General features: G+C 70.0%; 23 protein-coding genes and 1 tRNA gene. 15 read left to right on the plus strand and 9 right to left on the minus strand.

Features of this window, described 5'->3' with window-relative positions; genetic code table 11:
* Window positions 1-35: 35 nt before the first annotated feature.
* From JCM7685_RS04070 to tsaD, 4 genes are read right to left on the minus strand one after another with little or no spacing between them, the layout of a single operon-like run.
* A complete protein-coding gene (locus tag JCM7685_RS04070) occupies window positions 36-461 on the minus strand; it encodes an EVE domain-containing protein (protein WP_074968400.1) in 426 nt (141 codons plus the stop codon).
* Window positions 461-733, minus strand: a complete 273-nt coding sequence (locus tag JCM7685_RS04075) for a YciI family protein (RefSeq protein ID WP_074968398.1) — start codon at window positions 731-733, stop codon at window positions 461-463. Before JCM7685_RS04075 ends, JCM7685_RS04070 begins: the two co-directional genes overlap by 1 nt.
* The gene (locus JCM7685_RS04080; RefSeq protein WP_074968396.1) at window positions 733-1,671 is read right to left on the minus strand and encodes an NAD(P)H-dependent glycerol-3-phosphate dehydrogenase; all 939 of its coding nucleotides are present in this window, start codon (window positions 1,669-1,671) and stop codon (window positions 733-735) included. The genes JCM7685_RS04075 and JCM7685_RS04080 overlap by 1 nt, the downstream gene beginning before the upstream one ends.
* Window positions 1,668-2,732 (minus strand): tRNA (adenosine(37)-N6)-threonylcarbamoyltransferase complex transferase subunit TsaD, encoded by a 1,065-nt coding sequence (gene tsaD / locus JCM7685_RS04085; protein WP_074968394.1) that lies wholly within the window; start codon window positions 2,730-2,732, stop codon window positions 1,668-1,670. Before tsaD ends, JCM7685_RS04080 begins: the two co-directional genes overlap by 4 nt.
* Window positions 2,733-2,802: 70 nt before the next feature.
* Between tsaD and JCM7685_RS04090 the strand changes: the two genes are divergently transcribed.
* The 5 genes from JCM7685_RS04090 to JCM7685_RS04110 all read left to right on the plus strand — a co-directional run bounded on the left by JCM7685_RS04090 (window position 2,803) and on the right by JCM7685_RS04110 (window position 8,285).
* Window positions 2,803-3,510 carry a uroporphyrinogen-III synthase gene (locus JCM7685_RS04090; RefSeq protein WP_074968392.1) on the plus strand — a complete coding sequence of 236 codons (708 nt, stop codon included), beginning with the start codon at window positions 2,803-2,805 and terminating at the stop codon, window positions 3,508-3,510.
* 83 nt (window positions 3,511-3,593) lie between these two features.
* Complete coding sequence (locus JCM7685_RS04095) at window positions 3,594-5,051, plus strand: COG4223 family protein (RefSeq protein ID WP_074968390.1); 1,458 nt, start codon at window positions 3,594-3,596, stop codon at window positions 5,049-5,051.
* Between the two features lie 11 nt (window positions 5,052-5,062).
* Window positions 5,063-6,859, plus strand: a complete 1,797-nt coding sequence (locus JCM7685_RS04100; protein ID WP_074968389.1) for a heme biosynthesis protein HemY — start codon at window positions 5,063-5,065, stop codon at window positions 6,857-6,859.
* A gap of 52 nt (window positions 6,860-6,911) precedes the next feature.
* Window positions 6,912-6,987, plus strand: a tRNA-Thr gene (locus JCM7685_RS04105).
* Between the two features lie 392 nt (window positions 6,988-7,379).
* Window positions 7,380-8,285 carry a glycosyltransferase gene (locus JCM7685_RS04110; protein ID WP_074968387.1) on the plus strand — a complete coding sequence of 302 codons (906 nt, stop codon included), beginning with the start codon at window positions 7,380-7,382 and terminating at the stop codon, window positions 8,283-8,285.
* Window positions 8,286-8,297: 12 nt separating this feature from the next.
* Here the strand turns inward: JCM7685_RS04110 and JCM7685_RS04115 are convergent, their stop codons facing one another.
* Window positions 8,298-9,212, minus strand: coding sequence for a hypothetical protein (locus tag JCM7685_RS04115; RefSeq protein WP_074968385.1), 915 nt, complete (start codon window positions 9,210-9,212; stop codon window positions 8,298-8,300).
* Between the two features lie 225 nt (window positions 9,213-9,437).
* On the opposite strand from JCM7685_RS04115, the gene JCM7685_RS19995 reads away from it, so the two are divergent.
* The 5 genes from JCM7685_RS19995 to zapE all read left to right on the plus strand — a co-directional run bounded on the left by JCM7685_RS19995 (window position 9,438) and on the right by zapE (window position 15,655).
* The gene (locus JCM7685_RS19995) at window positions 9,438-10,901 is read left to right on the plus strand and encodes a hypothetical protein (RefSeq protein WP_197701067.1); all 1,464 of its coding nucleotides are present in this window, start codon (window positions 9,438-9,440) and stop codon (window positions 10,899-10,901) included.
* Window positions 10,902-10,930: 29 nt separating this feature from the next.
* Window positions 10,931-12,157, plus strand: coding sequence for a hypothetical protein (locus JCM7685_RS04125; protein WP_170848933.1), 1,227 nt, complete (start codon window positions 10,931-10,933; stop codon window positions 12,155-12,157).
* A 159-nt stretch (window positions 12,158-12,316) separates the two neighbouring features.
* A complete protein-coding gene (locus JCM7685_RS04130) occupies window positions 12,317-13,627 on the plus strand; it encodes an MFS transporter (protein ID WP_074968382.1) in 1,311 nt (436 codons plus the stop codon).
* Between the two features lie 244 nt (window positions 13,628-13,871).
* On the plus strand, window positions 13,872-14,480 hold the full coding sequence (locus JCM7685_RS04135) for a DUF6778 family protein (RefSeq protein WP_074968380.1): 609 nt from the start codon (window positions 13,872-13,874) through the stop codon (window positions 14,478-14,480).
* A gap of 71 nt (window positions 14,481-14,551) precedes the next feature.
* Complete coding sequence (zapE, locus tag JCM7685_RS04140) at window positions 14,552-15,655, plus strand: cell division protein ZapE (protein ID WP_074968378.1); 1,104 nt, start codon at window positions 14,552-14,554, stop codon at window positions 15,653-15,655.
* Between the two features lie 202 nt (window positions 15,656-15,857).
* Here zapE and JCM7685_RS04145 read toward each other — a convergent pair whose 3' ends face one another.
* Both JCM7685_RS04145 and accD read right to left on the minus strand, forming a co-directional pair.
* A complete protein-coding gene (locus tag JCM7685_RS04145; RefSeq protein WP_074968376.1) occupies window positions 15,858-17,126 on the minus strand; it encodes a bifunctional folylpolyglutamate synthase/dihydrofolate synthase in 1,269 nt (422 codons plus the stop codon).
* A 10-nt stretch (window positions 17,127-17,136) separates the two neighbouring features.
* Window positions 17,137-18,072, minus strand: coding sequence for an acetyl-CoA carboxylase, carboxyltransferase subunit beta (gene accD / locus JCM7685_RS04150; RefSeq protein ID WP_074968374.1), 936 nt, complete (start codon window positions 18,070-18,072; stop codon window positions 17,137-17,139).
* An 87-nt stretch (window positions 18,073-18,159) separates the two neighbouring features.
* Here accD and cls point away from each other — a divergent pair, with 87 nt between their 5' ends.
* The 4 genes from cls to JCM7685_RS04170 all read left to right on the plus strand — a co-directional run bounded on the left by cls (window position 18,160) and on the right by JCM7685_RS04170 (window position 21,243).
* Window positions 18,160-19,587, plus strand: a complete 1,428-nt coding sequence (cls, locus tag JCM7685_RS04155; protein ID WP_074968372.1) for a cardiolipin synthase — start codon at window positions 18,160-18,162, stop codon at window positions 19,585-19,587.
* Window positions 19,588-19,597: 10 nt separating this feature from the next.
* Window positions 19,598-19,921 (plus strand): 4a-hydroxytetrahydrobiopterin dehydratase, encoded by a 324-nt coding sequence (locus JCM7685_RS04160; protein WP_083412770.1) that lies wholly within the window; start codon window positions 19,598-19,600, stop codon window positions 19,919-19,921.
* A 135-nt stretch (window positions 19,922-20,056) separates the two neighbouring features.
* Window positions 20,057-20,842, plus strand: a complete 786-nt coding sequence (locus JCM7685_RS04165; RefSeq protein ID WP_074968370.1) for a DUF6478 family protein — start codon at window positions 20,057-20,059, stop codon at window positions 20,840-20,842.
* 14 nt (window positions 20,843-20,856) lie between these two features.
* Entirely contained in the window at window positions 20,857-21,243 is a 387-nt protein-coding gene (locus JCM7685_RS04170) for a hypothetical protein (protein WP_074968368.1), read from the plus strand.
* 4 nt (window positions 21,244-21,247) lie between these two features.
* Here JCM7685_RS04170 and JCM7685_RS04175 read toward each other — a convergent pair whose 3' ends face one another.
* Both JCM7685_RS04175 and JCM7685_RS04180 read right to left on the minus strand, forming a co-directional pair.
* Window positions 21,248-21,970 (minus strand): GNAT family N-acetyltransferase, encoded by a 723-nt coding sequence (locus JCM7685_RS04175; protein ID WP_074968366.1) that lies wholly within the window; start codon window positions 21,968-21,970, stop codon window positions 21,248-21,250.
* The gene (locus JCM7685_RS04180; RefSeq protein ID WP_074968364.1) at window positions 21,967-22,707 is read right to left on the minus strand and encodes a competence/damage-inducible protein A; all 741 of its coding nucleotides are present in this window, start codon (window positions 22,705-22,707) and stop codon (window positions 21,967-21,969) included. The genes JCM7685_RS04175 and JCM7685_RS04180 overlap by 4 nt, the downstream gene beginning before the upstream one ends.
* Before the next feature lie 108 nt (window positions 22,708-22,815).
* On the opposite strand from JCM7685_RS04180, the gene map reads away from it, so the two are divergent.
* Window positions 22,816-23,619 (plus strand): type I methionyl aminopeptidase, encoded by an 804-nt coding sequence (map, locus tag JCM7685_RS04185; protein ID WP_074968361.1) that lies wholly within the window; start codon window positions 22,816-22,818, stop codon window positions 23,617-23,619.
* Window positions 23,620-23,654 lie beyond the last annotated feature (35 nt).

A 23,654-nucleotide genomic window follows, 5' to 3' on the forward strand; every position in this document is an offset into this window, starting at 1 on the left:
TCGCTCCTGGGGCGCGGGCCTGGGATGGTTCGGGGTCAGAGCGGCCGGGTGCCGCCGGCAAGTTCCAGGATCACGTCCCATTCCGCGTCCGAGACCGGCTGCACCGACAGGCGGGAATTGTTGACCAGGACCATGTCCCTGAGCCGTGGCTCGGCCTTTGCGTCGTCCAGCGTGACCGGCGTTACGAGCCGGGCCACCGCCTTCACGTCGACGCATTCCCATTTCGGGTCTTCGGCGGTCGAATCGGGATGCGCTTCGGCCACCACCTCGCAGATGCCGACGACCTCTTTGCCGACGTTCGAGTGATAGAAGAAGCCGCGCTCGCCCACCTTCATGGCGCGCATGTTGTTGCGGGCCTGATAGTTGCGCACGCCGTCCCATTGCTCGCCCGCCGCGCCCTTGGCGATCAGGTCGTCGAAGCCGAAGACATCGGGCTCGGACTTGAACAGCCAGCAGGCCATCAGCCGATCACCTTGCGCCATTCGACGATCTCGACCGAGCCGAAGACGCCGGCCTCGGCATAGGGATCATGCGCGGCCCAGGCGCGGACCTCGTCCAGGCTTTCGCCCTCGACGATCAGCAGCGAGCCGCAGGGCCGGCCGTCCTCGATGAAGGGGCCGGCCAGCTGCAGGCCGGGGCGCCGGTCCAGCCAGCCGAGGTGCTTCTCGCGCACGGCGAGGCGGGTTTCCAGCATGCCGGGGGCATCGCGGCAGATCAGGGCGAACAGGGGCATCATTCCTCCTTCAGCGGACGGTTCAGCAGAATATCAAGGGCATGTTCCATGGCGACCCGGCCTTCGGCAAGCCCCGCGACCAGTTGCGAGACCGGAAGCTCGACCCCCAGCCGGGGGGCCAGGGCGGCGACGGCGCGGGCGGTGGCGGCGCCCTCGACCGTGGTGCCGGCGGCGAAGTCGCGGCCCGCGCCAAGGGCCAGGCCGAAGCGGAAGTTGCGCGACTGTTCCGAGGTGCAGGTCAGCACCAGGTCGCCCAGGCCCGAGAGGCCGGTCAGCGTCTCGGGGCGGGCGCCCAGCGCGACGGCCAGGCGGGTCATCTCGGCAAAGCCGCGGGTGACGACGCTGGCGCGGGCGCTGTCGCCATAGCCCGCGCCGATGGCGGCGCCGGCGGCGATGGCGATGACGTTCTTCAGCGCGCCGCCCAGTTCGGCGCCGGTCACGTCCGTGCTGCGATAGAGCCGCAGTGCGCCGGTGGACAGCCGGCGCTGCAGGGCCTCGGCCGCCGTGGTGTCGGCGCAGGCCAGCGTCAGCGCGGTGGGCAGGCCGCGGGCGATGTCGCCGGCGAAGCTGGGGCCGGTCAGGACCGCGACCGTCGCGCGCGGGCAGGCGGCGGCGATCAGCGTCGAGGGGCCGGTCAGCGTGGCCAGATCGATGCCCTTGGCGCAGCTGACCAGGTTGCGGCCGTCGAACAGCGGCGCCTGCTCGGCCAGAAAGCCGCCCAGCACCTGCGCCGGCAGCGCCAGCAGCACGGTTTCGGCGGTGCAGTCCTCGATGACGTCGGTCACCCGCAGGCTGTCTGGCAGGGGGATGCCGGGCAGGCGCGGGTTCTCGCCCCGCCAGCCGATGTCGCGGCCCCAGAGGGTCACCGGCCCCTTGGCCGCCAGCACCACCGCCAGCGCCGTGCCGAAAGCGCCCGCGCCGATCACCGCCACGCTCATGCCTTGGCTCCCCGCTTGCCAGTGCCCAGCATCGGTGTCGCGTCCCGGTCCAGAGGCCAGCGCGGATGCGCGGCCAGGTCCATGCCGTCGCGCTGGCCGGCGTCATAGGTCTCGATCCCCGCCCAGGCGATCATCGCGGCATTGTCGGTGCACAGCTGCAGGGGCGGCGCGACAAAGCCGGCACGGGCCTTGGCCGCGACGTAATGCAGCGCCGCGCGCAGCCTGCGGTTCGAGGCCACGCCGCCCGCCACCGCCAGCACCGGCGCCGGAGACAGCTCCAGCGCCCGACGGGTCTTTTCCGACAGCACTTCGGCCACGGCGGCCTGGAAGCCGGCGCAGATGTCGTCGCGGTCCTGTCGGTGCAAGCCGCCCTGTTCGGCGACCAGCGCGTCGCGCTGGCGCAGCACGGCGGTCTTGAGCCCCGAGAAACTCATGTCGCAGCCCGGCCGGTCCAGAAGCGGGCGCGGAAAGGCAAAGCGGCGCGGATCGCCTTGCAGGGCGGCCGCCTCGACCGCGGGGCCGCCTGGTTGCGGCAGGCCCAGCAATTTCGCAACCTTGTCGAAGGCCTCGCCCGGCGCGTCGTCGATGGTGCCGCCCAGCCGGGTAAAGCTTTGCGGCCCCTCGACCCGCAGGAACTGGCAATGCCCGCCCGAGACCAGCAGCATCAGATAGGGATAGGCGATGTCGTCGCTGAGGCGCGGCGTCAGCGCGTGCCCGGCCAGGTGGTTCACGCCCACCAGAGGCAGGCCCGAGCCCGCCGCCAGCCCCTTGGCCAGCATGACGCCCGACAGCACGCCGCCGATCAGCCCCGGTCCGGCGGTGACGGCGATCCCATCCAGCTGGTCCAGCCGCAGCCCGGCCTGGGCCAGCGCCTGCTCGACGCAGATATCCAGCTTCTCGGCATGGGCGCGGGCGGCGATCTCGGGCACGACGCCGCCGAAATCGGCATGCAGCGCGGTCTGGCCGGCTACGACCGAGGCCAGGATCGCCCGGTCGTCGCGCACGAGCGCGGCGGCGGTGTCGTCGCAGCTGCTTTCGATGCCCAGAAAGATCCGTGTCATGCTGGTCCTTGTTCCCGCGCCGCCCGAGGCATAGGCAAGGGGGAAGTAACACCTTGACCGCGCGATTGCCATGCCGCTTGCCGCCCAGCCCCTGCTGCTTCTGACCCGGCCCGAGCCGGCCTCGCGGCGTTTTGCCGCAGCCCTCGCGCCCCTGGGGCTGCGGGTCCTGATCGCGCCGGTGATGGAGATCGTGCCGGTGGCGCATGACGCGGCGCGGCTGGAGGGCGCGCGGGGGCTGGTCTTCACCTCGATCCATGCGGTGCCCTCGGCGGGGCCGGGACGCGGTCGGCCGGCGATCTGCGTCGGGCCGGCCACTGCCGATGCGGCGCGGGCGGCGGGGTTTCGGGTGACCGAGGGGCCGGGGGACGCGGCGCGGATGCTGCCGCTGCTCGACGGGCTGGGCCGGGGCTGGCTGCATCCGCATGGCGCCCATGTCGCGAAAACGCTGCCGGTGCCGGGGATGGTGGTCTATGACCAGCTGCGGCATCCGCTGACGGCCGCGGCCCTGGCGGTGCTGGCGGGCGAGGCGCCGGTGATCCTGCCGCTGTTCTCGCCGCGCTCGGCCCGGTTGCTGTCCGAGCAGGCGGGGCGGGCGAGGGCACCCTTGTGGCTGGCGGCGATCAGCGCCGCGGCGCGCTCGGCCTGGGACGCGCCGGCGGCGCGGGCCGCGGTGGCGCCGACGCCGGATGCGCCGGGGGTGCTGGCCGCCGTCATCTCGCTGCTGCCTGTGCAACAAACGACGCCGGGGCGGGTTGAGGCGCCACGCGGCCCCGACTAGACTTGCGGCGGGAGCCAGACATCATCGCGGCCTGTGCCGTCACGCGGCCACGCGCCGATCTGCGAAGGGAACGGGGAAGAATTGTGAAACAGCCAGAAGCCAATTCCAGCGAAAGCAAGGCAGTCCCCGACAAGGATCTGAAAAAGAAGGCGGTTTCGGGCCCGGTGATCGACAGCCGCCCCGTGAGCGCCGGCGAGGCGGCGGCCGCGGCGGTGTCCGAGCCGAAGCCTCTGGTCGAATCGAAGCTGGTCGGGTCGGGCGAGGGGCCGGCCGCCGCCGCGCCGAAGCCGCAGCCGGCCGGCAAGCCGCTGTCCGAATCGCAGCCCGCCGCTGCGCCGCCGCCGGTGCCGCCGAAACCGGCCGAGAAATCCTCGGTCCCGCCCTCTGCGCCGACTCAGCCCGCGCCGACCCGGGTCGAGACCAAGGTGGTCGAGGTGCGCAAGGCCGGTTTCGTGCCGACCCTGCTGGGCGGCGTGATCGCCGCCGGGCTGGGCGCTGCCGTGACCTGGTGGGCGCTGCCGCACCTGCCCGCCGCCTGGCAGCCGGGCGCCTCTGAAGAAGCTCCGAACGAGGCCCAGATCGCCGCCGCCCGCGACGCCGGCAGCGAGGCAGCCCGCGCCGAGATCCAGACCCGCGCCGACGCCTTTGCCAAGCGCGCCGCCGAGGCCGGCGCCGATGCCGCCCGGCAGGCGCTGGCGGATGCCGGGGATGCCGAGGCGCTGAAGGCGCAGGCCGAGAAGCTGGCGGCGCTGGAAAAGACCGTCTCGGACCTGGCCGCCCGCCCGGCGGTCTCGCCGGTGGTCTCGGGCGAGGACGGTGCCGGCTTGCGGCAATTCCTGGATGACGTGAACGGCCGGCTGTCCGCGCAGCAGTTGCGCATCGACGAACTGGCCGCCCGCTCGGTCGTGGATCCGGCGGTCGCCGAGCGGCTGCAGGGCTTTGCTGCCCAGGCCGAGGCGCTGCAGACCCAGATCGCCAGCGCCGCCGCCGAGGCCGAGAAGCGCATCGCCGCCGCCGAATCCCAGGCCGGTGCCTTGCAGGAAAGCGCCGATGCCGCCAATCGCCGTGCCCTGGGCGCAACCGCGGCCGCGGCTTTGCAGGCCGCGATCGAGACCGGCGGCGCCCGCGAGCAGGCGCTGTCCGACCTTCGCGCAGCTGGGATCGAACCTCCGCCGGTGCTGGCGGGCGACGTGCCGACGCTTGAGCAACTGCGTGCCGAATTCCCCGCCGCCGCGCGCGAGGGGCTGGCCGCCTCGATCAAGCAGGCGCCGCAGAGCGACGGCGCGCTGGGCGCCATCGGCGACTTCCTGCGGGTGCAGACCGGCGCCCGCTCGGTCGAGCCGCGCGAGGGCAGCGATCCCGACGCTGTGCTGTCGCGCGCCGATGCGGCGGTGAAGGCGGGCGACCTGAAGGGTGCGCTGGCCGAGATCGCCACCCTGCCGCAGCCCGGACAGGACGCCATGTCGGGTTGGACCGGCCGGGCCAAGGTCTGGGTCGAAGCCAATGCCGCGCTGGCCGCTCTGGCCGCGGGCAGCTTGTAAGGAACGCGCGCATGCTGCTTTCGGCTTTGAAAATCCTGATCTTCTTCGCCATCGTGCTGGCGGTCACCCTGGGCGCGATCCAGCTTTCGGAAAGCGGCCAGGGCCTGAGCATGGTCTATGGCGGCACCGAATACACGCTGGGTCCGGTGCAACTGCTGGTCTCGGTTCTGGTCGTGGTGCTGCTGGGCTGGCTGGCGGTGAAGCTGCTGGGCCTGCTGGTCGCCTTCGTGCGCTTCCTTCTGGGCGACGAGACCGCGATCAACCGCTATTTCGCCCGCTCGCGCGAGCGCAAGGGCTATGACGCGCTGTCCGAGGGCATGCTGGCCGTCGCCTCGGGCGAGGGGAGGCTGGCCCAGGACAAGGCGGCCAAGGCCGCGAAGCTGCTGGACCGGCCGCATGTCACCGACCTTCTGGCGGCGCAGGCGGCCGAGGTCGCCGGCGACAATGCCAAGGCGGGCGAGATCTATCGCCGGCTGCTTTCGGACCAGCGCACCCGTTTCGTCGGCGTGCGCGGGCTGATGCGGCAGAAGCTGGCCGAGGGCGACACCGCCACCGCGCTGAAGCTGGCCGAGAAGGCCTATGCGCTGAAGCCGAAGCATGGCGAGGTTCAGGACATGCTGCTGGAACTGCAGACCCGCGAGGGCGACTGGAAAGGCGCCCGTGCCGTGCTGAAGGACAAGCGCCAGCAGGGGCAGCTGCCCAAGGACGTGCACCTGCGCCGCGATGCGGTTCTGGCGCTGAAAGAAGCGTCCGAGGTGCTGGCCGAGGGCAATTCGATCAGCGCGCGCGAAGCGGCGATTTCCGCCAACCGCGCCAGTCCCGACCTGATTCCGGCCGCCGTGCTGGCCGCGCGCAGCTATATCGCCCAAAACGATGCCAGGAACGCCAGCCGAGTCCTGCAAAAGACCTGGAGCGTCCGGCCGCATCCCTCGCTTGCCGCCGCCTATGCCGAGATCGTGCCGGACGAAAAGCCGGCCGCGCGGTTGCGGCGCTTCGAGGATCTGATGAAGCAGAACCCCGACCACGAGGAAACCCGGTTGCTGCACGCCGAGCTGCTGCTGGCGGCCGAGGATTTCCCGGGCGCGCGGCGGGCGCTGGGCGACCTGGCCTCGAAACATCCTACGGTGCGCTCGCTGTCGATCCTGGCCGCCATCGAGCGGGGCGAGGGCGCCGACGACGCGGTGGTGCGCGGCATCCTGGCGCGGGCGCTGGTCGCCAGCCGGGGGCCGCAATGGGTCTGCGACAAATGTCACAACGTCATGGCCGACTGGTCTCCGGTCTGCGACAGCTGCGGCGGTTTCGACACGCTGACCTGGCGCGAGCCGGAAAGCGCGGTCTGGACCGCGCCGGCGGCCGGCGGGGCCGAGATGCTGCCGCTGCTGGTCGGCGGCAAGGCGGCGGAGACGCCGGTCCCGGTGCCGACGGCCGCGGCCGCCCCGCGACCGCCGCAGGCGGCGGGCATGGTGGATGCGCCGCCCGAAGCCCCGGCAGCCGCAGCCGCCGCGGCAGAGGAGCCGGCCGAGATCGCCGATGTCCAGCCGGGCATGGTGCCGCGCGAATCGGACTATCGCCGCGCCCCGCTGAGCGCGGCCGGCGCCGAGCCGGCGATGACGGTCACCGACCCCGATCCCGAGCCGGTCGCGGCCCCCGCGCCGACGCCTGTTCCGCCGCCGGCGGAAGCGGCGCCGGCCCGGCCCGAACCGCTGCACAAGCCGGTAATCGCCAGCCAGGGCGACCTGCTGCCGGTGCGCCCGGATGTCGAGCCGCCCGAGGAGAATGCCGTGAAGATTGCGGGGAAAAAACACTGATCCCCCCTTTCCGCCCGCGCCGGAACCTGCTATCCGGCGCGGCACATGGCATGCCGGTGTAGCTCAGCTGGTAGAGCACGTCATTCGTAATGATGGGGTCGGGGGTTCGAGTCCCTTCACCGGCACCATGATCCAGCGAAAACCCACGCAACTTATTGAAGTTGCGTGGGTTTCTCTTTCTTTGATCCATCTTTCGGAACCACGCCGCAGTTTTAGTCGTCCCGGGGGTCAATCGGTTCGCGCGGAACAGGCCGAGGACCGGGATGGCGGGCTAGCGTGCACGATCACCCGCGATCGACCAGTTCCAGTCCTGCCCAGGCGATCATCGGCGAGGCGAGAGACGGACGGGCGAACGGCGCGGTCGGGCCGGGTGGCTTGGTCCTTTCGTGCGGTTCCAGCTTCCACCTTGCGTTGTGCGCCCGCCTGAAACGTCAAGGCGCAGACAAATTGTATTTTCTGTTGTAGCGCCATGCATTTTTCTTTGCTAGCAACAGGTGCGGTGCAACTTGTGAGCGAGTAAATGAAGGAACAGGATATTGCGATCCTCGGCGTTTGCCGGTTCTCGATGTTGGGGCGCGGCGACTGGAAGGCCTATCGGAACAAGACCGACGACCAGCTTGAGGCGATCTACGACGAAAAGGCGGCCGAACTTTTTGCGCCCGAGCGGATGCTGGCCCGGCTGGCCACCTTCGAGCATCTGACCCTGGCCTCGATGAAGGCGCAGAGCGACCCGAATTTCCGCTTCCTGGTCCTGTCCTCGGACCGCATGCCCGAAACCTATCGCGCCCGTCTGGAACGGATCTGCGAGGGGATGGCGCAGGTCGAGTTGCGCTTCGTCGCGCCGATGCATGTGTCCGAGGCGATCACCCTGCTGGCGCCCGAGCTTGGCCTCGATTTGCCCGACACGGTGCAGTTCCGGCTGGACGACGACGATTGCGTGTCCAAGGATTTCATCCGCCGCCTGCGCCGCCATGCCGCCGGCCTGTGGCGCAACGCCCATTTCGCGGTCAGCTTCTCGTCGCTGTATTATTGCGTGACGGACGGGCCGACCGAGGGCATCTACAACTGGTACAGCCCCTTCTTCAGCGCCGGCGCTGCGGTGCGGCACAGCACACGCACGGTATTCGATTATGGGCATTACAAGATTCCGCAACACCTGGTTTCGGTGACCGATCCGCATTTCCCCTGCATCGTCACCCATCGCGGCGACAACGACACGCCGCGGCACGAGGCGCAGACCCTGCGCAAGCGCGGCATGACCGTGGCGCTGCAAGAGGACGTGCAGCGGGCGTGGGCGCGGCATTTCAGCTATCTGGGTCCCGAGGGCCTGGCGCTGTCCACCTTTGCCAGATACCTCGGCGAAAAGGCCGGCCGTCCGCAATTCTTGGGCCTGGACGGCGAGGGCGAGGCCAAGGACGTGGCCTGACCGCGCCCGCCCCTAGAACGGCAGCCCGGCCGCCGCCAGTTCGCGCTGCACGGCGGGCACCGGCGTCAGCGCCTTGTCGCCTGCGGCCTTGCTCTGGTCCAGCAGGCGGCGCAGGTCGTCGGTCCGCCGTTCGCCCAGCAGGGCGCTGACCAGCATGCTGAACGCCTGCTTGCTGGGCTTGATCGCCAGGCTGGCTTCCAGATGCCGGATCGCCAGACCGCGGTCGGTCCGCATCAGCTTGCGGGCGTTTTCCATATGCCAGACCGAATGCCGAGGGTCGGGATGCTGGAAGGGCACGATCTCGTCCCGCTCGATGATGCCCCGGATCAGCGGCTTGAGGCAGCGCATCTCGGCCAGGGTCAGCAGCACGGTATGGCCGGCGAAGGGAATGCGGACCAGCCGGACATCGGGATAGGCCGGCCGGACCATGCGATTGACCAGGAAATGGTCCTGCCGCCGCTCGGGGTCGAAAAGCACCACCGGGCTGCGGCTGGAACGGGGCGCCTGTGCCAGTTCCAGATGACGGATCTCCAGGTCGGCGTAGCGCCGGATTCTCAACGGTTTCCAGGCCGGCAGCATCGGCGCGGCGGCAAGGATGCGGGCATCGATCACGCCGCCGTAGTAAAGCGCGCAATAGCCGCCCAGGCTGGCGCCATAGGTGATCGCGTCGCGCCCCTGGATCACCGGCTGCACAGCGGCGCGGAAATCCTGCAGCGACAGCCCCTGGTATTGCGTGCCGTGCCGCTGCGCTACGAAGATGTTGTCCCAGCCGTTCTCGAGCGCGAAACTGCTGCCGAAGCCGACATCCGACAGGTCCGAGGGTTGGCCGCCGAAGCTGACCACCACCCGCGCGGCGGGCGCGTTTCCGGCTTGCAGCAGGGTGATCCGATAGTCGGCATGATCGGCAAGAATATGCTTCCGTCCCATCGTCGGCCTCGCAAGTTGCACACGCAAAGGTTGTTTTCGACAAACTGGTTCAGCATTAAGTAAAATACAACTGAAAATTGCGGGGCCCTGGGTCCGCTTCCTTGCCGCCGGGGCGTTGCTTTTCCCGGGCCGGCAACGCGTCCGAAACGCCGGGATAATGGCGGCGCCTTTCGGAATGAGCAGAGGAACACCATGCCGAACAAAGCCATTGTCAGGGGCGTCCTGATGGACGCCACCCTCGCCCCCATTTCCGAGGGCAAGATCGTCGCCACGCTGAGCGGCTCGGACGTGTTCGGCGGCACCCGGATCGTCACCCAGCGCGTCGAGGCCACGACCAACGCGCGGGGCGAGTGGTCGCTGAACCTGATCGTGAACGCCGAGGGCGACACGGCAGGCACCAGTTGGACCATTGAGGGTTACAACCAATATGTCGCCAAGGTCTTCGAGGTGAAATCGCTGTTTCTGGCCTCGGCGCAGGACATCACCTTGGGCGACCTTGAACGCACCAGCGCCCAGAACCTGAAGGCCGCGAAAGAGGGCGGGCTGGCGCGGCTGATCGTGGCGCAGGATTTCAGCGGTTACGAGGCGCTGCCCTTTGGGCAGAAGCGCGACAGCGACCTGGTGCTGGTCGATGCGCGCGACGCGCCGCTGGCGATCCACGCCGGGCTCAGCGGGGCGCTGTTCCGCGGCGTGCAACGGGTCTATCTGGGCGGGCGCGCGGTGCCGCTTCTGGATGCACGGGGGGCCACGCTGATCGCGGGGCAGGGCGCCGGCGTCGCCCCCACGGTGGCGCAGCAGCCGACGATCACGCCGGCCGGCGCCGGGCTGGGGGCGACGGTGGTGCTGAACCTCGGCGCGGCCACGGGCACGCCGGCGCCGGTGGCGGAATGGGACGTGACGCTGAACGGCGATTCCCTGCGCGCCTCGGTCGACGGGCAGATGCGGCTGCAACTGGCGCGGGCGGGGGAATATGCGCTGGCGGTGCGCTGGGTGAACGAGGCCGGTGCGGTCCAGGCCACCACCGCCTCGCTGATCGTCGAGCCAGAGGCGCCGGTGGTGGTGGATATGACCCGGGCGGCGGGCTATTTCGACGCGAATTCGGCCGTTGCCGGCTCGGCCGCGGCGGTGACCGGTCTGGCCAATGCGGGCAATGGCGGCTGGGCGCTGGCGGCGACCGCATCGGGCGCGGCCATCGCCATGGGCGCCGAGGGCATCGTCTTTGCCGACGGCCGCAGCCTGCAGGCGACGAACCTCAGCAATCCCAATGTGGACGGGGCCTTCATCGTGGTGCGGGCGGTGCTGGACGCCTATGGCTCGGGCGTGGCGCAGATCCTGGCGGCGAACCCTTCGGGCGGCACCATCGCGATCCAGAACAACAACGGCAGCCTGCAGGCGCGCTATCACGACGGATCGGCCCGCAGCATCGCCCTGGGCACCGTGACCTATGGTCAGGAATTCGTCGTCGGCATCGAGGTGAACAACGCGGCGGGCACCGTGCGCGCCTTTTCGCTGGCCGGCACGATGCTGTCGGAAACCCCGGCCGGCACGCCGGGCGTCAACTTCTCGCAGGTGCGCACCGGGCAATATGTTCGCGGCACGGTCAAGCAGATCGCGGTCTGCACCAAGCCGGTCGGCGGCAGTTTCGCGCTGCGGTTCGAGGATGTGATCGCGCATTTTCGGGGGGCGTAACGGCGCCTGACAATACCGTCGATCTGATGATGTCCCGGGGCCAGTCCTTGGCACTGGGGGCGAATTTCGGCGCCGAGATCGCACCGGACGGCCGGCGCTGGCGCGATATTTTCGGCGGCGTGGCAAATCCCGGCGCGCTGATGCTGGCAGGGCTGCGGCGCGTGGACGGGGTCGCGGTGGCCAATGTCGCCAATCCGCTGCTGAACGGTTATGACACCGCGGTTCCGGCCACGGGTGCCGCGCCCATGGTGGTGCAGACTTCGATCCCCGAGGGCGCGGTTCTGGCCTGCGGCTTGCTGCGCGAAGGGCTGGCGCCGAACGGCATCGCCTTCCAGTTCCACGATGCCGGCGGGCAATCGATCGAGAATCTGGACGGCGACGCCGCGACCGGCAGCGCCGGGCTGCTGACGCCCTGGCAGAACGCCGAATGGTGGCTGGCCGAGGCGGTGCGGGTCTTTGCCGCCGATGGCAAGCAGGTGCGGGTGCCGCGCCTGTTCCTGAACCAGGGCGAGGCCGATGTCTCGCGTCCGCGCGGCTGGTGGCTGGCGGCGGCGACCGAGGCTCTGGCCGGCTGGCGCGCGCAGATCGCGCGGCTGACCGGGCAGGCGGCGGCGCCGAAGCTGTTCCTGCACCAGACCGGCGGCTATATGCAGGGTGCCGCCAGCAATCTGCACGACTGCAAGCTGGACCAGCTGGACTTGGTGCGGGCGCAGGGCGGGGTGCTGATCGGGCCGCTTTATCCCTACAAGATCGACAACGGCGACGGGAAGGGCGTCCACAAGCTGTGGTCGGAATATGTCCGCGCCTATGAGGCCGGGATCTGGGCCGCTGCCGAGGACGCCGCCGGCCGGCCCTGGAGCCTGCTGCCCGGCCCTGCGACGCGCACGGGCGACCGGATCACCATCCCGATCTCGGTCCGGGGGGACGAGGCGCTGACGACCGTCGCCGGGGTCTATGCCGATTACGGCGGCGACCCGGCGCATCTGGGGCTGGAGGTCGCGGGCGGCGGCACGATCACGGCGGCCTCGGTGTCGGGCGGCGCCATCCTGCTGGACGTCTCGGGGCCGGTGACGGCGGTGCGCTATGCCATGCAGCGTGCGGCGACGGATTACCGGACGCTGACCGATGCCTCGGGCTGTGGCTACGCTGCACATCGCGGGCTGATCCGCACCACGCTGACCCGCAGCGTCGCCTGGGGCGGCCGCGTCTTCACCATCGAGCGGTGGCTGCCCAGCTTCGAGCTGATCCTGGGCTAGGCGCGCGCCTAGGCTTGCCAAGGGCCGTCCTTCGGGGCGGCCCTTTTTCCATGCGCGGCGCAAGAATCGCAACGAAATCGCCGCGCTGCGGCGTTTTCGGGTGGACATGGCGGCCGTGGTCGCAAAACTGCCCGGCAGGCGGATCAGCGGAGGCGAGCCATGAACCTGACCATCGACGAAGCCCTGACCCAGGGCGGCGCCGGCCGTTTCCAGCGGCGGTTGCTGAGCATCTTCGGCCTGGTCTGGGCGGCGGATGCGATGCAGGTCATCGCCATCGGCTTCACCGCCGCCTCGATCGCGGCCAGCTTCGGCCTGACCGTGCCGCAGGCGCTGCAGACGGGCACGCTGTTCTTCCTGGGCATGTTCGCCGGCGCGACGCTGTTCGGGCGCATCGCCGACCGGATCGGGCGGCGCAACGTGCTGTTGTTGACGGTGGGCTGCGACGCGGCTTTCGGCCTCGCCTCGGTCTTTGCCCCGGACATCTGGTCGCTGATGCTGCTGCGCTTCCTGACCGGCATGGCGGTGGGCGGCACGCTGCCGGTCGATTACGCGATGATGGCCGAGTTCCTGCCGCCCCGCAATCGCGGCCGCTGGCTGGTCTGGCTGGAGGGGTTCTGGGCCGTCGGCACCATCCTCATCGCCCTGACCGCCTGGGCCGCGCATCTGGCCGGCGCCGAGGAGCCCTGGCGCTGGATCTTCGCCGTCGCCGCGCTGCCGGCGCTGATCGGCATCTGGCTGCGGCTCTGGGTGCCGGAATCGCCGATGTATCTGCTGCGCAAGGGCGACGAGGCCGGTGCGCGGGCGGTCGTCGACCGGGTGCTGACCGCGAACGGCGCCCGAGCGCTGGCCGGGCACATCCGCCTGACCGCGCCGCCCGCCCCCGCCCAGGCGCGGCTTTTCGGGCCCGAGCTGCGCAACAGCAGCCTGGGCATCTTTGCCGCCTGGTTCCTGGTTTCGCTGTCCTATTACGGCGTCTTCGTCTGGCTGCCGGCGGAACTGGCCAAGGGCGGCTTCGGCTTCGTGCGCGGCTACGGCTTCCTGGTGCTGATGGCGCTGGCGCAGCTGCCCGGCTATGCCCTGGCCGCGCATGGCGTCGAAAGCTGGGGCCGAAAGCCGACGCTGCAGACCTTCCTGGTCCTCAGCGCCGCCGGCTGCTTCCTGTTCACCATCGCTTCCAGTCCCTGGCTGGTCGCGGGGTCGCTGCTGGTGATGAGCTTCGCGTTGCTGGGCACCTGGGGCGCGCTCTATGCCTTTACGCCCGAGCTCTACCCGACCGGGCTGCGCGGCACCGGCATGGGCACGGCCAGCGCGGTGGCGCGGGTGGGCGGTCTGCTGGCGCCCTCGGCGCTTGGCTATGTGGTGGCGCGCGGCCTGGGCACCGCCATCGGCGTCTTCGCGGCGCTTCTGCTGCTGGCGGCGCTCTGCACGCTCTTCATCCGGGCCGAGACGCGCAACCAGCCCATCGGCTGAACCGACGCGGCCGGGGGCGTGATTCGGTTGCGCCTTGGAAATCCACGATTATTCTTGCCGACGGTCGGGGTGATTCGCTTTGTGGTTGCAGAGCGGGGCTCTCAACCGCCGGGAGGCGCTGCTATATTTGTCCAATTTGTATGAAAATCTGGTCAACCCGCGGATTCCGGTGCAATTTCCGAAAACGGCCGGCGATGGCGCCGGCGCCTTACTTCATCGCATTTTCCGAACGAGGGACCACCACATGCTGAAACCCGCCCTTCTGGCCATTGGCCTGACCCTGGGGCTTGCCGGCTGCGCCAGCTCGACCTGGGAAACCGCCTATGATCAGCTCGACACCGCGCAGACCGCGCACTGGCGCGTCGCCTCGGTCGAGGTCGCGGCGCCCGAGACCCTGACCACCAGCGAAGAAAACAGCTATACCCCCGATTTCGACATCGTCTGGCATGGCGAGCCGGCCGGCGATCGCCGCGCCCAGGCCGCCGCCATCGTCAAGGAAGGGATCGAGAAGGGGGCCGCCGGCCTGCATGGCAAGACCCGCGTGCGCATCGTCGCCACGCTGGGCCAGTTCCATGCCATCACGCCGGTGGTGCGCGAGAAACTGCAGAATTCGGGCGTGCATAACATCCAGTACAGCGTGCAGGTCTTCGACGCCCGCAGCGGCGCGGCGCTGACCGAGCCGCAGACCATCAAGGCCGAATTCCCCGCCTTGGTCGGCCGCGCCGGGGACGAAGCCGACGCCAAGGGCCTGACGCAGCGCGTGCAGATCGTGAACCAGATCGCGGCAGTCACGCAGAACTGGCTGGGCCGGGGAGCGGACCCGCGCGGCACCTTCCAGCGTCGCGGGCGCTGAACTTCAGGAAAATAGTGGGAATGGCGAGGCCGGCTCTTGCGAGCCGGCCTTTTCTTTGGCAGGGGGCAAAGATGGCAAGCGTATCCGAACTCTACGAGGCCCGGGTGGCCGAGGGCCGGCTGTCGCCCGATGCGGCGCAGCGCGGCGTGTTGCCGGTGCTCGACCGGGTGGTGCGGGACCTGGCGGCAGCACCGCCGCCCGCGCCGCAAAAGAACGGCTGGCTGTCGCGGCTGCGCGGCGCGGCATCGGCGGCGCCCGCCCCTTCGGTCAAGGGGCTTTACCTCTGGGGCGGGGTCGGGCGCGGCAAGTCCATGCTGATGGATCTGGTGATGGAGGCGGCGCCGACCGACGCCAAGCGCCGGGTGCATTTCCACGAGTTCATGCAGGACATCCAGGCCGGGCTCGAGGCGGTGCGCAAGACCGGTCAGCAGGACGCCGTCCGCCCGGTCGCGCTGGAAGTGGCACGGCAGGTCAGGCTGCTCTGCTTCGACGAGATGCAGATCACCGACATCGCCGACGCGATGATCGTCGGCCGCCTGTTCCAGGTGCTGTTCGAGGAAGGCGTGACCGTGGTCACCACCTCGAACCGGGTGCCCGAAGAGCTTTACAAGAACGGCCTCAACCGCCAGCTCTTCCTGCCCTTCATCGCGCTGATCCGGGAACGGCTGGAGGTGGTCGAACTGGCCAGCGCCACCGACCACCGCCAGAACCGCGACGAGGGCGGGCAGGTCTGGTTCGTTCCTGCCGATACCGCGGCGCATCAGCAGATGGACGCGCTGTGGCGGGCCGAGACCGGCGGCGCCGAGACGCCGCCGCTGGTGCTGGACATCAAGGGCCGCCAGGTCGAGATCCCGGAGCATGTCGGCCGCATCGGCCGCGCCAACTTCTGGGAACTCTGCGGCCGGCCGCTGGGTCCGGGCGACTATCTGGCCATCGCCGAGGCGCTGGACCTGCTGTTCATCGACGCCATCCCGCGCCTGTCGCAATCGAACTACAACGAGGCCAAGCGCTTCGTGACCCTGATCGACGCACTTTACGAGGCTCGGATCAGGCTGATCGCCAGCGCCGCCGACGAGCCCGAGCGGCTTTACGCCGAGGGCGAGGGCGCCTTCGAATTCGAGCGCACGGCGAGCCGGTTGCGCGAGATGCGCGACGCGGATTGGGGAAGGGTATAAGGGGCTCCGCCCCCGGCCTGCGGCCTCCCCCGGGGTATTCGTGAAGCAAAGAAGATGCGGGGCTTGTCCATCGAGTCGCGGAGATGGGCTTTCTTCGTTCCGAAAAATACTCCGGGGAGTCCCGAAGGGACGGGGCGGAGCCCCAGCTGCCGCACGCGAAGGCACGGTCGCAGAGCATTGGGAAAACGGTGAAAATGCGCCGTCAGCCGTTCTCGCGCAGCACCTGTCCCGCGAGGTAGAGCGAGCCGCAGACCAGGATGCGCGCGCCGGGATGGTCGGCGGCGATGCGCCGCACCGCCGTCAGCGCGTCGGGGGCCGTGGTCGCTGCAAGTCCCACCGAGGCGGCGGCCGCGGCGGTGTCCTCGGCCGGGAGCGTATTCGGCTCGCCCGGGATCGCCACGGCGGTCAGGCTTTGCGCCACGCTGGTCAGCGGGCGCATGTAGCCGGCGACGTCCTTGGTGTTCAGCATGCCGCAGACCAGATGCGTGGGCTTTTTCGCCATGGCCGACAGCGTTGCCGCCACCGCCGCGCCGCCCGCGGGGTTGTGGCCGCCGTCCAGCCAGAGTTCGCAATCGCCCGCCGCCGCGACCAGGGGGCCGTGGGTCAGGCGCTGCATCCGGGCCGGCCATTCGCCCTCGGTCACCGCGGCGCGGGCCTCGATGCGGCCGAAGCCCAGTTCGCGCAACGCGGCGATGGCGGTGCCGGCGTTCACGATCTGGTGCGGACCGGGCAGCACCGGCAGCGGCAGGTCCATCAGCCCGTGGTCGTCCTGGTAGATCAGCGCGTCGCCCTCGCGCCGGCTGTCCCAGTCCTGGCGGGCGATGCGCAGCGGCGCGAAAAGCCGCTCGGCCTTCTCTTCGATCACCGCGCGGGCGGCGGGTTCCTGCGGGGCGACGATGCAGGGCACGCGGCGCTTGAGGATGCCGGCCTTTTCGCCGGCGATCTGTTCCAGCGTCTCGCCCAGGTATTGCGTGTGGTCGATGCTGATGGGCGTGATCACGGTCAGGGCCGGGCTGTCGATCACGTTGGTCGCATCCAGCCGGCCGCCGAGGCCGACTTCCAGCAGCGTGTAGTCGGCGGGCGCGCGCGAGAAGGCCAGGAAGGCCGCCGCGGTGGTGATCTCGAAGAAGGTGATCGGCGCGCCGCCGTTCGCGGCCTCGCATTCCTCCAGCACCGCCGCCAGTTCGGTCTCGGGGATCAGCTCGCCCGCCAGCCGGATGCGTTCGTGGAACTGCGCCAGATGCGGCGAGGTATAGGCGTGGACGCGCAGGCCGGCCGATTCCAGCCCGGCGCGGATCATGGCCTGGGTCGAGCCCTTGCCGTTGGTGCCGGCGATATGGATCGCGGGCGGGATGCGGCGTTCGGGGTTGCCCAGCGCGGCCAGGATGCGGTGCATCCGGTCCAGCGACAGGTCGATCACCTTGGGATGCAGCTGCATGAGCCGCGCGAGGATGGCGTCGGAGGAGGTCATGGTCGGGGACTCAGGCCGGTTTCGCTTCGGCTTCGGGTTTGTCGGCCGGGGCCGGGGCGATGGGGCCGGGGGCAGGCAGGTCGCCCGCGACCGGGGCCGGCAGGCCGCCCAACATGCGCAGGATCGAGACCAGCTCCTCGCGCAGCTTCTTGCGATGCGTCACGCGGTCCAGCATGCCGTGTTCCAGCAGGTATTCGGCGCGCTGGAAGCCCTCGGGCAGCTTTTCGCGGATGGTCTGCTCGATGACGCGCGGGCCGGCGAAGCAGATCAGCGCGTTCGGCTCGGCGATCTGGATGTCGCCCAGCATGGCGTAGCTGGCGGTCACGCCGCCGGTCGTGGGATGGGTCAGCACGACGATATAGGGCAGCCGCGCCTCTTTCAGCATCTCGACCGCGACGGTGGTGCGCGGCATCTGCATCAGCGACAGGATGCCTTCCTGCATGCGCGCGCCGCCGGCCGCCGAGAACAGCACCAGCGGGCGTTTCAGTTTCACCGCGCGTTCGGCGGCGGCGATGATCGCGTTGCCGACATACATGCCCATCGACCCGGCCATGAAGGAAAAGTCCTGCGCGGCGGCGACGATGGGGGTGCGGCCGATCTCGCCCTCGGCGACCAGCATCGCTTCTTTCTCGCCGGTGGCTTTCTGCGCCGCCTTCATGCGGTCGGGGTATTTCTTCTGGTCGCGGAACCCCAGCGGATCGGCCAGCGGCTCGGGCACCTTGACCTCGACGAAGACGCCGCCGTCGAACAGCGCCGCGAAGCGGGTGCGGGGGCTGATCGCCAGGTGATGGTCGCAACTGGTGCAGACGTTCAGGTTCTCGGCCAGTTCCCGGTGGAACAGCATGGTGCCGCATTCCGGGCATTTGGTCCAAAGGTTCTCGGGCACCTCGCGCCGCGAGAACAACGAATTGATGCGCGGACGCACATAATTGGTGATCCAGTTCATCGGCGGGTCCTTACGCTGCGGTCTGGGGTGACTTAGGCAAAACCGGGCGGAATTGCAATTCCGGGCTGGCCGGGCTTTCATGCGGCCATGTGGACCCAGTTCGCCGTCTTTCTTCACTACGCAGTCGCGCTGGCGGTGTCCGTGCGGGTGCTCTTGCGTCCCCGGCTTGAGCCGACGGTGCGCCTGTCCTGGATCCTGGTGATCGAGCTGGTGCCGCTGGTCGGCATCATCGCCTATGTCCTGTTCGGCGAGATCCGCATGCGCGGCGCCGAGGTCGAGACCATGGCCAGCGTGCGCTCGCGCCTGTCGGGCCTGTGGCAGCCCAGCCCCGAGGCGGTCCGGCAGCCGCCGAAATTCGCCGCGCCGGTGATCGCCGCGAATCGCGCCACCACCGGCTTCGGCGCCGTCGCCGGCAACCGCGCCACGCTGCTGGCCGAGGACGACAGCGCCATCGACGACCTGGTCGCCGCCATCGACGGCGCGCGCGAGCATGTCCACATGCTGTTCTACATCTGGCTGGACGATCCCTCGGGCCGGGCGGTGGCGCGGGCGGCGATGCGGGCGGCGGAACGCGGCGTCAAGGTGCGGGCGGTGATCGACGCCTTCGGCTCGCGCGCCTTCGGCCGCTCGCAATCCTGGGCGGCGATGAAGGCGGCGGGCTGCGAATGCGTCGAGGCGCTGCCCATGGGTCTGCCGGTCGTCGGCGCGCTGTTCCAGCGCATGGACCTGCGCAACCACCGCAAGATCGTGGTCATCGACCATGTGCTGGGCTTTACCGGCAGCCGCAACTGCTCGGACAAGGCCTTTGCGGTCAAGCCGCGCTTCGCCCCCTGGATCGACGTGTTCCTGCGGCTGGAGGGGCCGGTGGTGCGGCAGATGCAGGCGGTCTTCCTTCAGGACTGGATGAGCTACACCGGCGAGGACCTGGGCGACATGCTGCGCATGGTGCCGCCGGTCATGGCGCCGGGCGACATCGGGCAGGTGGTGGCGACCGGGCCGGACGACCGCCAGGGCTCGCTGTCGGATTGTATGGCGACGATGATCTATGCCGCGCGCGAGCGGCTGGTGATCACCACGCCCTATTACGTCCCCGACAGCTCGCTCGATTCGGCGATCCGCACGGCGGCGCGGCGCGGCGTGGACGTGACCGTGATCCTGCCCGAGCGCAACGATTCGCTGGTGGTGCAGGCGACATCCGAGGGGTTCTACTACGGCCTCGTCTCGGCCGGGGTGAAGCTGATGCTGTTCCGGGGCGGGCTTCTGCATGCCAAGATCATCACCGCCGACGGCCAGATGGCGATGATCGGCAGCGCCAACATGGACCGCCGCAGCTTCCAGTTGAATTACGAGATGAACATGCTGCTGGTCGGCGCCGACGTCACCGCCACGCTGGACCAGCGCCAGCAAAGCTATGTCGACCGCGCGCATCCGGTCGCGCTCGATGAGATCCGCCGCTGGTCGCTGTGGCGGCGGCTGCGCAACAACCTTCTGGCGCTGGCGACGCCGATCCTGTGAGGAGAGCCCGATGACCGAACTGGCACGAGGAAAGATCGTCGACGGCGCCCCGGCGCTGCCCGAGGCCGAGCTGCGGACCAGGCTCGCGGCGCTGCCCGGATGGTCGCTGGCCGCGGACGGCAAGTCCATCCGGCGCGAATGGCGCTTCAAGAGCTTCAAGGCCGCGGCGCAGCTGGCCAACCTGGCCGCCTGGCAGGCCGAGGCGGCGAACCACCATCCCGACATCGCCTTCGGCTGGGGTTTCGCCGGCGTCACCTTTTCGACCCATTCCGCGGGTGGGGTGACGATGAACGACCTGGTCATGGCCGCGCGGCTGGACGCGGTGGCCGATTAGGCACAACCTTGCCGTGATTCGGCCGCGCCCGGCCTTGCCCCCGCCGGCGCCGGGCCCTATCCAAGGCGCGCCGTCCGCTTCGCCGGGGCGGCGCGGAAACCGACCTCGCAGCGATCAGGGACAGGGCAGAACGGCATGGCAATGCGGCCTCGCAAGTGGATCGAACGCAAAACCCGCGAACGGGCCCTGCGCCACTGGGCGGACCTGGCCGAAACCGCCGAGGCGCTGGGTCCCGGCCGGCTGCGCAGCCTGCGCGACGAGGCGCTGGGCCTGCGCGCCAGCCTCGACCGCTTCCTGATCCGCGCCGACCGCCGCGCCGTGCGCTCGCGCGCTGCGCTGGACGCGCTGCATCTGCCCGGCGGCACCGACTGGCGCTGGCGGCCGGGTTTCATGGCCGCGCAGATCTCGCCCCGCGGCGTGGCGGGGCCCGAGCCGGGCGGCACGCTGGGCGACGGCGCCGCGATCTGGCACGATTGCCCCGAGCGGGCGCTGATCCTGGAACAGGTCGCCAATCTGGGCGCCACCGACCTGTCGCCCTTCGGCATCCGGCTGGAGGTCTTCGGCTTTTCCGGCAGCTTCCTGTCGCTGTCCATCGACCTGCCGACCAGCGCCCTGCAGGGGCTGACGCGCAGCCACGTCCTGCGGCTGGAAACCGGCATCCTGGCCGAGCGGGCGCTGAACGTCTATGCCCGGCTCAACATCGGCCACGGCCCCAATATCGAAGAGATGACCCTGCAGCTGCACCGGTTCGAGCCCGGCCAGCCCGTCCAGCAGGTGACCGAGTTCGACCTGGCCTATACCCAGATGAACGAGAAGCGGCTGGAAAAGATCTGGCTGGACCTGATCTTCGAATCGCCGCGGATGAATGCGGTCGAGATCCGCGACCTGTTCTTCTCGCGCCACCTGCGGGCCGAACTCTGAAGCGAGGAAGCGAGATGAGCGAATTCGAATCCCTGGGCCTGAAAAGCGGAATCTGGCAGGGCATCCTGCGGCGCGAGACGCCCCCGGGCCGGCTGCTGCTGGTGCATATGGGCAGCCCCGTCGCCGAGGCCCTGGCCACCGCCGAGCCCGAGGGCGGCTGGCGCGTCGCCGCCGCCATCCCGCCCGAGCTTCTGTCGGACGGGGTGCAGAGCTTCCTGCTGGTCGAGGACCGGGGCGCCGCGGCCGAGCCTCTGCAGGCCGGCGCCCATTCCCTGGGCAGCCTGACGCTGATCGCTGGCGCGCTGCTGGACGACGACCTGCTGGCCGAGATGACGCTGATGCGGGCCGAGCTGGAATTGCTGAAAAAGGAACTGCGCCGCCTGGCTGCCGCGATCGGCTGAGGCCTTAGTCGTCGCGGGTCCAGTAGCCGTAACCCTCCAGTTCGGCAAAGCCCAAGCGGTCGTAAAGCGCGCGCGCGCCGGTATTCGCCCGGGTGACCGCCAGCGCCAGCCGGGTCGCCCCCTGCTCCTGCCCCCATTGCGCCGCCCGGCGCAGCAGCCAGCCCGCCACGCCCAGCCGGCGCAGCGCCGGCACCACCTCGATGGCGTGGATCATGGCGACCGGCCCGTCCACCGCCACGAAGGCGGCCCCGGCGGCGCGGTCCTGCACCCGGCCCAGCAGCGCGGTCTTGGGCTGGCGCACCCGCGCCATCGCCGCCTGCCGGCCGGGGCTGACATTGCCCGCCGCCCAGATCTCGCGCTGGACCGCCAGCGGCGACCAGATGTCGAACGTGCTCAGTCGCGGCAGCGGCTCGGCCGCCAGCGCGGCGCAATCGGCGGCCATGACCACGGTCGGGCGGTCGTGCCGGAAGCCGCGCGCCGCCAGCGCCTCCTGCAGCGCCGCATCGGTTTCGGCCACGCGGAACATCGCCGGCTCGTTCCAGCGGCGCTGGATCTCGGCAACCTCGGCGATGGCATCCGCGTCCCAGCCCGGCGCCACGGCCCGGGCCGAGCTGACCCGGCTGCCGCCCCCGGCGCCGCGGCCGACGCGGAACCCGCCCACACCGGCATAATCGGCCGCGGGCCAGGTGCTCTCGAAGGCGCGGGCGATTTCGGTATCGGCGATCATAGGGCCAGCCTTTCGCGCAGCAGGGTCATGGCATCGGCGACGCGCCGGGCGTCGAGGCCGCGGATCACCAGGCTGGTGCCGTAGCGCTGGCCGCGTTGGAACGGATAGGACCCCAGCGACAGGTCGGGGAAGGCGTCGGCCACCGCCCGCAGCTCGTCCGCCACATCGGATTCCGGGCGCAGCACCTCCAGCGCCTCGCTGACCGAGGGACGGCCGGTCGGCAGCTTGTCCACGATGGCCTCGACCATGGCCCGGAACACCTCGGGCACGCCGGCCATGACATGGGTGTTGCCGATGCGAAAGCCGGGCGCGGCGGAATGGGCGTTGGGGATCAGTGCCGCGCCCAGCGGGATGCGGGCCATGCGCAGCCGGTTGCCGGTGACCTCGACCCCGCGCGCCTCCCAGCGCTCGACCATGACGCGGCGGGCCTCCTCGTTGATCTCGATGCCGACGCCAAAGGCATCCGCCACCGCGTCGGCGGTGATGTCGTCATGCGTCGGGCCGATGCCGCCACTGGTGAAGAGCATGTCCCAGGCCCCGCCCAACGCCTTGTCCAGCGCCCGGATCGAGGCCACGATCTGGTCGTGGTCGTCGCCGACGATGCGCACCTCGCGCAGGTCGACGCCGATGCTGTTCAGCACCTGCGACAGGTAATGGGCGTTGCCCTCGCGCGTGCGGCCGGACAGGATCTCGTCCCCGATGACCAGGATGGCGGCGGTGGGATTGTCGGATTGCATCTCGCGTTCCTCGCGTTTCGGCTGTCGGGAAATGTATAGGTCCGCGCACGGGGCTGGAACAAGTGGCGCCTTGGGACTATCTGTGGGGCAGCACAGGACGAGGACGCCATGAACGACGCACGCCAGACCCGCGAGGGGATCCGCATCCACGACCAGCAGGATTTCGCCGGCATGCATGCGGCGGGCCGGATCGCGGCGCAGATCCTGGACGAGGTCGGCCCGCTGGTCCAGCCCGGCACCACCACCGCCGCGCTGGACGACTTCATCCGCAACCGCGTGACCGAGCTCGGCACGGTCAGCGCCACCATCGGCTATCGCGGCTACCAGCACGCCAGCTGCATCAGCGTGAACCACGTCGTCTGCCACGGCATCCCCGGCGACAAGATCCTGGCCGATGGCGACATCCTGAACATCGACGTGACGGTGATCCTGGACGGCTGGTACGGCGACAGCTCGCGCATGTATGTCGCGGGCAAGCCCAGCGTGAAGGCCAAGCGCCTGATCCAGGTCACCCATGACAGCCTGATGAAGGGCATCGAGGCCGTCCGCCCCGGCGCCACTTTCGGCGACATCGGCTGGGCGATCCAGTCCTATGTCGAATCGAACCGCATGTCGGTGGTGCGCGACTTCTGCGGCCACGGCCTGGGCCGCACCTTCCACGCGCCGCCGAACGTGCTGCACTTCGGCCGCCCCGGCAAGGGCCCGGTGCTGGAAGAGGGCATGTTCTTCACCATCGAGCCCATGGTGAACCTGGGCCGCCCCGAGACCAAGATCCTGGCCGACGACTGGACCGCGGTCACCCGCGACAAGTTGCTCTCGGCCCAGTTCGAGCATTCGATCGGCGTCACCGCCAGCGGGGCCGAGATCTTTACCCTGTCCCCGGCCAACCTGTTCTTCCCCGGCTTCGACTGAGACGAGGCGGGCCGGTGCGGCCTTGGCTTCTTTGC

Source organism: Paracoccus aminovorans, assembly GCF_900005615.1.
Classification (GTDB): Bacteria; Pseudomonadota; Alphaproteobacteria; order Rhodobacterales; family Rhodobacteraceae; genus Paracoccus; species Paracoccus aminovorans.

Bases quoted from the DNA above. Each gene is read 5' to 3' on its own strand.
- JCM7685_RS04070 (WP_074968400.1), bottom strand. From the start codon at position 461: ATGGCCTGCTGGCTGTTCAAGTCCGAGCCCGATGTCTTCGGCTTCGAC.
- JCM7685_RS04075 (WP_074968398.1), bottom strand. From the start codon at position 733: ATGCCCCTGTTCGCCCTGATCTGCCGCGATGCCCCCGGCATGCTGGAA.
- JCM7685_RS04080 (WP_074968396.1), bottom strand. From the start codon at position 1,671: ATGAGCGTGGCGGTGATCGGCGCGGGCGCTTTCGGCACGGCGCTGGCG.
- tsaD (WP_074968394.1), bottom strand. From the start codon at position 2,732: ATGACACGGATCTTTCTGGGCATCGAAAGCAGCTGCGACGACACCGCC.
- JCM7685_RS04090 (WP_074968392.1), top strand. From the start codon at position 2,803: ATGCCGCTTGCCGCCCAGCCCCTGCTGCTTCTGACCCGGCCCGAGCCG.
- JCM7685_RS04100 (WP_074968389.1), top strand. From the start codon at position 5,063: ATGCTGCTTTCGGCTTTGAAAATCCTGATCTTCTTCGCCATCGTGCTG.
- JCM7685_RS04110 (WP_074968387.1), top strand. From the start codon at position 7,380: ATGAAGGAACAGGATATTGCGATCCTCGGCGTTTGCCGGTTCTCGATG.
- JCM7685_RS04115 (WP_074968385.1), bottom strand. From the start codon at position 9,212: ATGGGACGGAAGCATATTCTTGCCGATCATGCCGACTATCGGATCACC.
- JCM7685_RS19995 (WP_197701067.1), top strand. From the start codon at position 9,438: ATGGACGCCACCCTCGCCCCCATTTCCGAGGGCAAGATCGTCGCCACG.
- JCM7685_RS04125 (WP_170848933.1), top strand. From the start codon at position 10,931: ATGTCCCGGGGCCAGTCCTTGGCACTGGGGGCGAATTTCGGCGCCGAG.
- JCM7685_RS04130 (WP_074968382.1), top strand. From the start codon at position 12,317: ATGAACCTGACCATCGACGAAGCCCTGACCCAGGGCGGCGCCGGCCGT.
- JCM7685_RS04135 (WP_074968380.1), top strand. From the start codon at position 13,872: ATGCTGAAACCCGCCCTTCTGGCCATTGGCCTGACCCTGGGGCTTGCC.
- zapE (WP_074968378.1), top strand. From the start codon at position 14,552: ATGGCAAGCGTATCCGAACTCTACGAGGCCCGGGTGGCCGAGGGCCGG.
- JCM7685_RS04145 (WP_074968376.1), bottom strand. From the start codon at position 17,126: ATGACCTCCTCCGACGCCATCCTCGCGCGGCTCATGCAGCTGCATCCC.
- accD (WP_074968374.1), bottom strand. From the start codon at position 18,072: ATGAACTGGATCACCAATTATGTGCGTCCGCGCATCAATTCGTTGTTC.
- cls (WP_074968372.1), top strand. From the start codon at position 18,160: ATGTGGACCCAGTTCGCCGTCTTTCTTCACTACGCAGTCGCGCTGGCG.
- JCM7685_RS04160 (WP_083412770.1), top strand. From the start codon at position 19,598: ATGACCGAACTGGCACGAGGAAAGATCGTCGACGGCGCCCCGGCGCTG.
- JCM7685_RS04165 (WP_074968370.1), top strand. From the start codon at position 20,057: ATGGCAATGCGGCCTCGCAAGTGGATCGAACGCAAAACCCGCGAACGG.
- JCM7685_RS04170 (WP_074968368.1), top strand. From the start codon at position 20,857: ATGAGCGAATTCGAATCCCTGGGCCTGAAAAGCGGAATCTGGCAGGGC.
- JCM7685_RS04175 (WP_074968366.1), bottom strand. From the start codon at position 21,970: ATGATCGCCGATACCGAAATCGCCCGCGCCTTCGAGAGCACCTGGCCC.
- JCM7685_RS04180 (WP_074968364.1), bottom strand. From the start codon at position 22,707: ATGCAATCCGACAATCCCACCGCCGCCATCCTGGTCATCGGGGACGAG.
- map (WP_074968361.1), top strand. From the start codon at position 22,816: ATGAACGACGCACGCCAGACCCGCGAGGGGATCCGCATCCACGACCAG.